At 45.1% G+C, this 10,720-nt stretch carries 6 protein-coding genes and 2 pseudogenes; 5 read left to right on the top strand and 3 right to left on the bottom strand.

Features of this window, described 5'->3' with window-relative positions; translation table 11 throughout:
- Nucleotides 1-608: pseudogene (locus WBA89_RS26920) on the bottom strand (ubiquinone biosynthesis protein UbiE); the annotation flags it as partial.
- A gap of 589 nt (nt 609-1,197) precedes the next feature.
- Between WBA89_RS26920 and trxB the strand changes: the two are divergent.
- The 5 genes from trxB (at nt 1,198) to rpoD (ending at nt 8,512) form a co-directional block, all read left to right on the top strand.
- Entirely contained in the window at nt 1,198-2,568 is a 1,371-nt protein-coding gene (gene trxB, locus WBA89_RS26915) for a thioredoxin-disulfide reductase (protein WP_424410708.1), read from the top strand.
- Nucleotides 2,569-2,745: 177 nt separating this feature from the next.
- On the top strand, nt 2,746-3,630 hold the full coding sequence (locus WBA89_RS26910; RefSeq protein ID WP_424410707.1) for an ABC transporter permease: 885 nt from the start codon (nt 2,746-2,748) through the stop codon (nt 3,628-3,630).
- 148 nt (nt 3,631-3,778) lie between these two features.
- Entirely contained in the window at nt 3,779-4,984 is a 1,206-nt protein-coding gene (locus WBA89_RS26905) for an AAA family ATPase (protein ID WP_193972418.1), read from the top strand.
- Between the two features lie 51 nt (nt 4,985-5,035).
- Nucleotides 5,036-5,641, top strand: coding sequence for a DUF4276 family protein (locus WBA89_RS26900; RefSeq protein WP_424410706.1), 606 nt, complete (start codon nt 5,036-5,038; stop codon nt 5,639-5,641).
- A 1,701-nt stretch (nt 5,642-7,342) separates the two neighbouring features.
- A complete protein-coding gene (gene rpoD, locus WBA89_RS26895) occupies nt 7,343-8,512 on the top strand; it encodes an RNA polymerase sigma factor RpoD (protein WP_424410712.1) in 1,170 nt (389 codons plus the stop codon).
- 502 nt (nt 8,513-9,014) lie between these two features.
- On the opposite strand, the gene WBA89_RS26890 is transcribed toward rpoD, so the two are convergent.
- Nucleotides 9,015-9,167, bottom strand: coding sequence for a chlorophyll A-B binding protein (locus WBA89_RS26890; protein WP_194063436.1), 153 nt, complete (start codon nt 9,165-9,167; stop codon nt 9,015-9,017).
- A gap of 126 nt (nt 9,168-9,293) precedes the next feature.
- Nucleotides 9,294-10,707: pseudogene (locus tag WBA89_RS26885) on the bottom strand (ABC transporter ATP-binding protein).
- Between the last annotated feature and the right edge of the window lie 13 nt (nt 10,708-10,720).

The raw sequence follows: 10,720 nt of genomic DNA, 5'->3' as shown, positions 1-10,720 counted from the left end.
GCTTTAGCATCAACTAATTCTAGATTAATTTGCGATCGCACATTCGCCTCAGACACATTCTCCAGTCCTAATTGCAGCATATTTGCCGACATATCGATGCAAGTCAACTCCCAAGCAGGGCGGATTCGAGCAATGGCGATCGGGATTCTCGCCGTACCAGTCCCAGCATCTAAAATTTTCCCACATATCGGCCCGAGGGCGATCGCACTTTTAGCAAAAGCCGCATTCACCTCAGTAAAATCCATCGAGTCATACTCAACAGCTTCTTCCCAAGAATCCATAACCTCCGGCTCTAGAACGCGCTGCATAAAACCTGTCCTACTGTCTGACATTTCCAGATACAAACCGAGTTTCGCCTGCAAAATCTCGACCAAATCCGGCTGCATATATTTGTAATTATCAGGGATTTGCAGACAAATAACTTGCTTGCCTTGAATAATTGCGGGAAACTTGCTAGCAAGTCGATCGCCGTGCTTCTTCTCCATCACAAATATCAAATCCGCCCAACCAAGCAAACCCTCAGTTACTCTAATTCTCGCACCTTTTTCAGTTCCAGCCGATCGCACACTCAAGCCGCTAACATTCTCGCACATCTTCTGTGCAGTCAAACTTCTCCACTTGTTTTGGCTGCACACAAACAATATCTTGGTATTATCCACAAATTTAAAAAGCAAAATTCCATCTTATCTGCGTCAATCCGCGTCAATCCGCCTGCATCTGCGGTTAAAAATCCTCATCCAAATTCCCCCACAGCACCTTCCATATCACAAAAACTGTATTTTGTCAAATCCACCTAAATTTTCGTTACAATTCTTAAACTATAAAATGCGTATTTTGCATAGCAAAGTTGTATGAATTGCATTGGTTGAGTTCGTTTATTCTACGATTTTAAAAGGTTTCAGCGTCCAAGTACAAAAAATAGTTATAGCACCCCTTGAGTATCAGAATTGTATAATAGCTCAAACGGCGCAAATTCGTCAAGTAAATGAGAATGGAATCAATAGTCAAGGGGGCCTATTTTTGGGGTTTTCCGGAGATTGATTGAACATTTAAAACAAGATTAGTTTTTTGATTATTTTTGCTTATCCAACAGCCTTGAGTTGTGCCGATCGCCCTCATCGCCCTCAAAAATAGAAATACGCTCGCTCTCTGCTAAAATGAGTTAAACGAAGTCGTTATGAGTTTGAATAAATAACTGTGACCAACGAAACTGTAGAAAACCTAGTAATTATCGGCTCAGGCCCAGCAGGCTACACCGCAGCCATCTACGCCGGGAGAGCCAACCTCAAACCCGTAGTCTTTGAAGGCTACCAAATGGGAGGCATTCCCGGCGGTCAACTGATGACCACCACAGAAGTCGAAAACTTCCCCGGCTTTCCCGAAGGCATCACCGGGCCGCAACTGATGGATCGGATGAAAGCTCAAGCAGTGCGGTGGGGTGCCCAATTATACACCGAAGATGTAATTTCTGTTGATTTAACGAATCGTCCATTTACAGTGCGATCGGAAGACCGAGAAATCAAAACCCACACCATAGTAATCGCTACAGGCGCAACAGCAAAAAGGTTGGGTCTGCCTAGCGAACACGTATTTTGGAGCCACGGCATTTCTGCCTGTGCGATTTGTGACGGCGCTACCCCAATTTTTAAAGGAGTTGATTTAGCAGTCATCGGCGCGGGCGATACCGCAGCGGAAGAATCTATTTATTTGACAAAATACGGCTCTCACGTAAATATGCTGGTGCGGCGCGATCGAATGCGCGCCAGCAAAGCCATGCAAGACCGAGTGCTGAGCAATCCCAAAATCACCGTGCACTGGAACACCGAAGCTGTAGATGTTTTGGGAGTGCCGGGGAGCAAAATGGATGGGTTGAAAATTAGAAATGTCGAGACGGGCGCTGAAACAGATTTGCAGGTGAAGGGATTGTTTTATGCGATCGGTCACACTCCCAACACTCAACTGTTCCAAGGTCAGCTAGAACTCGACGAAGTAGGTTACATCGCCACCAAACACGGCACGGTAGAAACTAGCGTCGAGGGAGTTTACGCCGTGGGCGACGTGCAAGACCACGAGTTTCGCCAAGCCGTTACTGCAGCAGGTAGCGGTTGTATGGGAGCGATGCTGGCAGAACGTTGGCTATCGTCGAACGATTTAACGCAGGAATTCCATCAAACCGAGGAATCCGAGCAGCCAGCTTCTGCGCCGGAAGCTCCAAAAGTCCGCAAAACCGATGAGAATTTTGATATCGAAGACACGCGCCACGAAGGAGGTTATGCTTTGCGGAAGTTGTTCCACGATAGCGATCGACTAATTGTAGTCAAATACTCCGCTCCGACTTGCGGCCCTTGTCACAGTCTCAAGCCGATTTTGAGCAAAGTAGTAGATGAGTTCGAGGGCAAAATTCACTATGTGGAAATCGACATTGAAGAAGATCCAGAAATTGCTGAAAATGCTGGCGTGACTGGTACGCCGACGATTCAGTATTTCAAAGACAAAGAATTGGTAGTCGAACTCAAAGGAGTTAAGCCGAAAAGTCAGTACCGCGAGTTAATTGCCAGCAATTTGTAGGAATGCAAATTAGCGAAGAGTTTTTAACCGCAGATATCAGCGGATGAACACGGATGAACGCTGATGTAATCCGCTCTGCGTGTATCTGCGTTCATCTGCGGTTAAAAAGTCTTCCTATGGTTTTTGGTAAATATTGATATGCTGTTGAAAACTAATTTGACGGACTAACGATCGATTATGACCCAAAGCCGCCTGCGACTGCCGAAATTTCTCAACCTTGCCTCAAAGTCCAGCCTGTCAATGAAAATGATGTGGGCGGGTTTGACAATCACTGCCGTGTTTGTGTTGGTAGCCACTTTGTCTCCGGCCATGCAAGCTTGGGGATGGCTGCAAAATCCTACCGATGCTTTGATTAATCCGATTCACGAACCGCCATCGGCGAATTATTGGTTTGGTACCAGCCGCAGCGGCTACGATGTTTTTTCCCGCACGCTGTTTGCTTCTAGGGCTGCTTGGCAAGTGGTGATTTTAGCCACAGCTTTGAGCTTGTTTATCGGCGTACCGCTAGGTTTGCTTAGCGGTTATTTGGGCGGTAAGCTCGATCGATCGCTGTTATTTTTAATGGATACAATTTATACTTTGCCGGGGCTGCTGCTTTCCTTGACACTGGCATTTGTAGTAGGAAGAGGAGTATTCAACGCTGCGATCGCCCTGAGCATTTCCTACATCCCTCAATATTACCGCGTCGTCAGGAATCACACCGCCAGCGTCAAAACCGAATTATTTGTCGAAGCCGCGCGAGCAATGGGTGCCGACACGTGGACTGTGCTTTCGCGCTACCTGTTTCTGAACGTCATTCAGAGCGTACCCGTGCTGTTTGCGCTCAACGCCGCCGATGCCATTTTAACATTAGGAGGCTTGGGATTTCTCGGATTAGGACTTCCCGAACAAACCCCCGAATGGGGACACGACTTGCGTTTAGCTTTAGATGCGCTACCTACAGGCATTTGGTGGACAGCTTTGTTTCCCGGTTTGGCGATGACTTTAATGGTAGTCGGTCTATCTTTGGTAGGAGAAGGATTGAACGAATTTGTTAACCCTCGGCTGCGAAATCAACAATAATTTGTCTCGCGGTTAAATTAATTTACCCGTCAAGACTCTAATTTTTTCTTCCTCTCTTTTCTGACTTCGCGTTCTTTGCGTCTTCGCGGTTCGTTAAAAGAGAAATTAGGATAGAAAAAACCGAGATTATAATTGAGGAGGTGAAATCATGAAAAATATTCCCCGTATAGAATATCTCAAAGTCCAAAATTACCGTGCTTTGCACAATCTAGAACTCAAAAACCTCACCCCCTTAACTGTCTTCTTAGGCCCCAACGGTAGCGGAAAGTCAACTATTTTCGATGTTTTCGCTTTCCTATCCGAATGTTTCACCGAAAGCCTCAGAAAAGCCTGGGATAGACGGGGCAGATTTCGAGAATTACGCACCAGAGACAGCGAAGGCTGCATTATCATTGAATTAAAATATCGAGAGACATCCGACTCGCCTTTAATTACCTATCATCTCGCTATAGATGAAGAAAATAATCGTCCCTTTATTGCTGAAGAATGGTTGCATTGGCGACGCGGAAAATCTGGAAGAGGAAAACCCTTTCGTTTTTTAGACTTCAAAAAAGGGGAAGGACAAGTCATTAGTGGCGAAAGTCCTGATGAAGAAGGTGAAAGGATCACCGAACAACTAGCATCATCTGAATTATTAGCCGTAAATACATTAGGACAATTTACCAAACATCCCCGTGTTAGTGCTTTAAGACGCTTTATTACAGGCTGGTATTTATCATATTTAACCGCCGATCATACCCGCAGCCTTCCCGAAGCAGGTGCACAGGAAAGATTATCTCCCACGGGTGACAATTTACCCAATGTTATCCAATACCTAAAAGAACAACATCCCCAACGGTTAGAACAAATACTAAAAACCCTTTCCGTTCGTATTCCACGCCTCGAAAAAGTCGAAGCCTCAATCATGCAGGATGGCAGACTTTTGTTGGAAATTAAAGATGCTCCTTTTACTCATCCAATTCTGGCAAAATTTGCCTCTGATGGTACGTTAAAGCTCTTAGCTTATTTGATAGTATTATTTGACCCAAATCCCCCGCAATTAGTGGGGATAGAAGAACCAGAGAATCATTTACATCCGCGATTATTACCTCAGCTTGCAGAAGAATGTCGTTCGGCTTCTGCGAATACTCAATTAATGGTGACAACGCATTCTCCCTTTTTTGTGGATAGTTTGAAGCCAGAGGAATTATGGGTATTATATCGAGATGAGAAAGGTTTTACTCAAGCAAAAAGAACCGCAGATATGCAGGGAGTAAAAAAATTTATGGAACACGGTGCATTACTGGGTTCGCTGTGGATGGAAGATTTCTTTGATGTGGGAAATCCGCTTAAAAATGCGGGTGCACCGCAATGATTTTAAAGTTAAAATAAAGAGAAGGTGAGCATTTTGCATCTTGAGTTTTTAGTGGAAGAAGCCTCCCTAGAATCAGCTTTGACCCAGCTTTTGCCGAAAATATTGCCATCGACTGTTAGCTCTAAGATTCATGCTTTTCGAGGAAAACCAGATTTACTTGCTAAAGTGCCTAATCGTTTGAAAGGTTATCAAGCATGGCTTCCCCCGGATTGGAAAATTGTTATTTTAATAGATGAAGATCGAGAAGATTGTCTTAAATTAAAAAAGCAACTAGAAGATATAGCAATATTAGCCGGATTAATCACTAAATCTTCCTGTCAAAAAGATAAATCATTTCAAGTCTTAAATCGAATTGTGGTAGAAGAATTAGAAGCATGGTTTTTTGGAGACGTTCCAGCAATTCGCCAAGCTTATCCTAAAGTCTCTGCCAATTTAGCTAATCAACAACCGTATCGCGACCCCGATGCTATTAAAGGGGGTACATGGGAGGCTTTGGAAAGAGTCCTGAAAAAAGCTGGATATCATCCGGGAGGACTAGAAAAATATAAAGCCTCTAGCGAAATTTCTAAATATATGAATCCTAAATCAAATCGCTCTAAAAGCTTCAAAGTCTTTTATCAAGGTTTATTAGAAATCATCAATAGTAAGCAGGTATAATCAACTTTATAGACAAATTTCGCTCTCGTCATTGCTGAGCTAGCAGCGCGATCGATGATTTAGAGATCAAACCTAGAGCCGCGCTTTCGGACGATACGCTGTAAATAAATGTAACAAAACTTTGAGCGATCGCACCAGCGTCCTACCGCTCCACATCTTTAAGCGCATTCTGCAGCTTGTGCCTTCTCCAACAATAGCAAGCACATCGCTAACTGGGTAAATTTTCCTTCCCTTGCAGAGTTATCATCTGCCGACAGTTGCAGCAACGCCCCATGCGGCTTTTGTTCTGTCTGCTTAAAATTATCCGCACACAACCAGTAATTTTACTTAAAATTGATTAATTTGCTTTATTAAATCTTCACACTGTTACGATATATTTAAAAAAACCGTGAAGTTGTGGCTCTCTTAAATAGCGAATTGTGTTGCTTGTGAGAATGTGCGTTAGCGAAGCTTGCAGCTATTGGATCGCCAGAGTGCGAGCCCAAAGCCAGCAAACTTGAGAGAAGTTTGCAGCAGCCTGTTGCGCGGCGGGTTGACTCTGAGTAGAATTTATCCGGGTGGTTTTTGCCACTCACCGCGACAAACTCGTGTCGAACTGCTTAAATGAGAATGTGACGTTAAGAACTTAATGTGATTTAACATCATAATTAAACCCAATTTCTGGGATTTGAGCTAACTTAACAAAGAAAGCCCCTGTTGCACTACTAAACCCGCAACGCTTCATTTGGGGAAATCGTCGGTTTCTAATCTAGAGTTGCCGATTTACAACTAAAGCTCGCAAGCTTTATTCGATCGCAGATTGCGTATGATTCAATTCAGGGAAACAGGGTAATGATGGGTGCATCTACACCGCTTTTATTGGTCTCAATTGGGGCAAGTCAAACATTGTCTGCTCGTTGTCTGGCAGACTGCGCTGCAGCCGCTCACCCACACAGGCGCCGAAAACAGCGCCGCTCGATCGTACCCAAGTTTTTATGGGCCGTTCTCAGGATTTAGCTGCATCAGCCACGAGTCGCTATTGTTAAGCTAAGCTGACAAAGTTTTCCTAGTTCTTGACAAAAAACGGAAAATAACTTCCATTTTTTGTGAGAACGGCTACAATCGGAAGGGACTTTGCAAGATCCGATTCTCACCATTTGGTGCTTCGACTCTAAAAGTGTTGCGTTTGAAGCAGGAGGCTCACATCTAAGATGGCGAAAATTCGCCGTGCAACTGTGATGTCTTCTGACAAAATCGTCACTCGCACGCAGCAGGTAAATCAAAAGTTCGACACCTCAAACACAAAAGTTAGAGGGTTCTGTACCATAAAACTGGTACAGGAAAAAGATCGAAGTCCCGCGTAAAAAAAAAAGCCAGTATTTTGACGTGCGATCGATCGCATCTCTAAGTTCTTTTCTCTGAGCAAGGTATCGCAGGTGATGCGAAAGATTGCTGCGAAAGAAAAAGCCGCACCCTCAATCTAGACCGCGACATTAAAAATCTGCGATCGATTGAATGTACTCGCTGCTTCTTTCAGCCAGAAGTCGAAATTTGACTGGTAAAACTGGTGCTGTTTCGGTCAATGCTGCATTGGGCAGACCGAAAATTCCACTATTTTTTCCTGCAGAAATGTCAATACTGGCTAATTTGTCTAAACTACAAACAGACACTATTCCACTGTTATTTATTCATTCTTTAATTCAGGAGCATGAGGAAGGCGGCATGACCCAGGCTAACACCGTACTCGAAACCAAAATCACACCCGAAATGGAAACAATCGATTTGCTTCGGAACGCCAAAAACGTTCTACCCGAAAGCGAGTTGGAACTCTTTATCGACGAAGATGACGATCGAGAAGATTTTCTAGACAACCCATCTGAGGAAGACGACACTAAAACTGGCAAAGGTGCGAAAGCCCGCCGTCGGGTTCAGGCAAAGAAAAAGCACTATACTGAAGACTCTATTCGTCTTTACCTCCAAGAAATCGGTCGCATTAGGCTGCTGCGAGCTGACGAAGAGATTGAACTCGCCCGCAAGATTGCCGATTTGCTGGAATTAGAGCGAGTTCGAGAACAACTGCTCGAAGAGTTAGCCCGCGAGCCCAAAGATAATGAGTGGGCTAATGCTGTAGATATGGCGCTGCCTGCGTTCCGTCACCGACTCCACGTAGGTCGGCGGGCGAAGGAGAAGATGGTGCAATCAAACCTGCGTTTGGTGGTGTCGATCGCCAAAAAGTACATGAACCGCGGTTTATCTTTCCAAGATTTGATTCAGGAAGGCTCTTTGGGTCTGATCCGAGCTGCAGAAAAATTCGACCACGAAAAAGGCTACAAATTTTCCACCTACGCAACTTGGTGGATACGTCAAGCCATCACCAGAGCAATCGCCGACCAATCCCGGACGATCCGCCTACCAGTGCACCTTTACGAAACCATCTCGCGGATCAAAAAAACTACCAAACTTCTTTCTCAGGAAATGGGTCGCAAGCCTACGGAAGAAGAAATCGCGACTAAGATGGAAATGACGATCGAGAAGTTGCGTTTCATTGCTAAATCCGCACAGTTGCCAATTTCTCTAGAAACTCCGATCGGCAAAGAGGAAGACTCGCGCCTGGGAGATTTCATTGAATCTGACGGAGAAACGCCAGAAGATCAAGTCTCTAAAAACTTGCTAAGAGAAGACTTAGAAAGTGTTTTGGATACTCTGAGCCCGCGAGAACGAGATGTGTTGCGGCTGCGTTACGGCTTAGATGACGGACGGATGAAGACCTTAGAGGAAATTGGTCAAATCTTTAACGTCACTCGCGAGCGGATTCGTCAAATCGAGGCTAAAGCGCTGCGGAAGTTGCGCCACCCCAACCGCAACAGCATCTTAAAAGAATATATCCGCTAGAGTATTTGTCTGGCATCACCCAAAAGAATGATTCGCCCTTTTTTGGGGGGGCAACCCCTTGCCCCCAAAAGAGCGATCGCTGTTAAACTTGTTGCTGCTAAATGCACGGGAGCAAGTCATATCAATTCCAGTTGCACCGTCAGGTGACTGTTGACTGTTGACTGTTGACTGTTGACTGTTGACTGTTGACTGTTAAGAGGGCCCGCACTCACAGGCACCGCCCCTACTGACTGTTGACGGGCGGGTCGAAAAACTGAATGGTTGAGTGTTAACTGTTGACTCGATTTTATTATTCCGATGCAACCGGAAACGATATCAGTATTTGCTGGGGGTAAATCCCGCTGCCAAAATTGCGCTGCTCAAAGCGCGCGGGCAAAAGCTTGGGAGTCCCGAAAGGAACTCCCAAGCTTTGCACTGTCTAAAAAATCTTAACTAACAATTTAGATTGAGTTGAAAAAAAAGAATGGCTTGCCAATTCTGCAATCTCAAATCTCAAATCGTACTACATTAGCCCCCAGAAGTGAAGCACGCCTTGACCGGAAACCAATTCGATAATGACAGCGGCTGAGAAACCAATCATTGCCAAACGACCGTTCCAATTTTCAGCTCCTTCGCTGAAGCCCCAGTTCCAAGCATTGCGTTTTTGTTCTTGCATAGTGCGAACTCCTTTGGTTAACTTTTGTAAGGCTTGTGTAAATTAATATAACAATAACTTGAGAAAAATGCAAGTTTATGGTGTGTGATATCGGTCACAAAGGCCGATCGACCTTGAGAATTTCGCCTAGCGAGGGAAAATAGCCAACTCGGTATCCGGGTCAAACAAGTGAATTTTGTCGTGGGCGACGGCCAACCAAAGCTCCTCGCCAACACAGACCGATCGCTCAGGAGGAACCCGCACCTGCATCCGCACAGCCGGAGCATCAGTCAAACACACCCGCAAATAAGTTTCGTGTCCCAAAGCCTCCACAATTTCCACTTGTACAGACAGATTTTTAGTAGCAGGAGGGTGAATGCTCAGATGTTCGGGTCGGATGCCCAAAATCAGCTCTCGCCCGTCATATTGCTGTAGATTTTTTGCCCAAATATCCGGTAAAGTAAAGCGAAATTGCGGGTGAGAAATCAACAGCGGGGCTGTAAACTGCACCGGCAAAAAATTCATCGGCGGAGAACCGATAAACTCAGCCACAAATAGATTAGCGGGGTTGTTGTAAAGCTCCAGAGGTTGAGCGACTTGCTGAAGCTGACCTGCATTCATAATCGCAATGCGATCGCCCATAGTCATCGCCTCAGTCTGATCGTGAGTCACATAAATAGTCGTAGTTCCCAACTGTCGCTGCAACTGCACAATTTGCGATCTCGTTTGGGCCCTCAATTTCGCATCAAGATTAGATAGCGGTTCGTCCATCAAAAAAACTTCAGGATTTCGAGCCATCGCCCTACCCAAAGCTACTCGCTGCTTTTGTCCTCCCGAAAGTTGTTTCGGCAAGCGATTTAAAAGCGGTTCTATTTGCAATAATTGAGCTACCGCCCTAACTCTTTTGCCTACAGCCTTTTCCCGTTCCGAAAAATAGCGCAACCCCGGAGGAAGCTTGCGAGTTGCTCCAACTAAAAAGTCTTCCCCTAAAGTATATATCTGCTCTTTGTTTAAAGTATTAGAAGCTAAATAATTAATCACCTCTTTTACCTTATTTTTAATTGTTTCTGCCTGAACCAAGCTGCTTTTTTCCGCCTCTGTCTCTATCTCTGTCTCTTCTTCCTTCTTCCCTCGGACTTCTTCCTTCTTCCTTCTTCCCTCTTCCCTCGGACTTCTGAGAGCGACGCAATCCAAAGGCGAGATTATCGTAAACTGTTAAGTGAGGATAGAGAGCATAATTTTGAAATACCATAGCGATATTTCGGTCTTTGGGGGGCAAATCGTTGAGGAGGCGATCGCCAATCCAAATATTGCCGGCAGTCAAAACTTCCAAACCGGCGATCGATCGCAGCAGAGTGCTTTTTCCGCAGCCAGAAGGCCCCACCAGCACCATAAATTCCCCGTCTTCGACCGTCAGGTTAATCCGCCGCAAAACGCTGTTAGAAGTTGAACTAGAGGCTTCGGGCGAGACACTTTCTGCGACGTTGTTTGCTTTTTTTTCCTGTTCTCCTTGGCGGAGTGGGAAACTTTTGTAGATATTTTCTAATACAACTTTCGCCATCAAACAATTTTAG

This window comes from Microcoleus sp. (genome assembly GCF_049646505.1).
In the GTDB taxonomy this organism is placed as follows: domain Bacteria; phylum Cyanobacteriota; class Cyanobacteriia; order Cyanobacteriales; family Microcoleaceae; genus Microcoleus.
The sequence above is the reverse complement of the archived record's forward strand: the minus strand, read 5'-3'. Positions and strand labels throughout refer to the sequence as shown.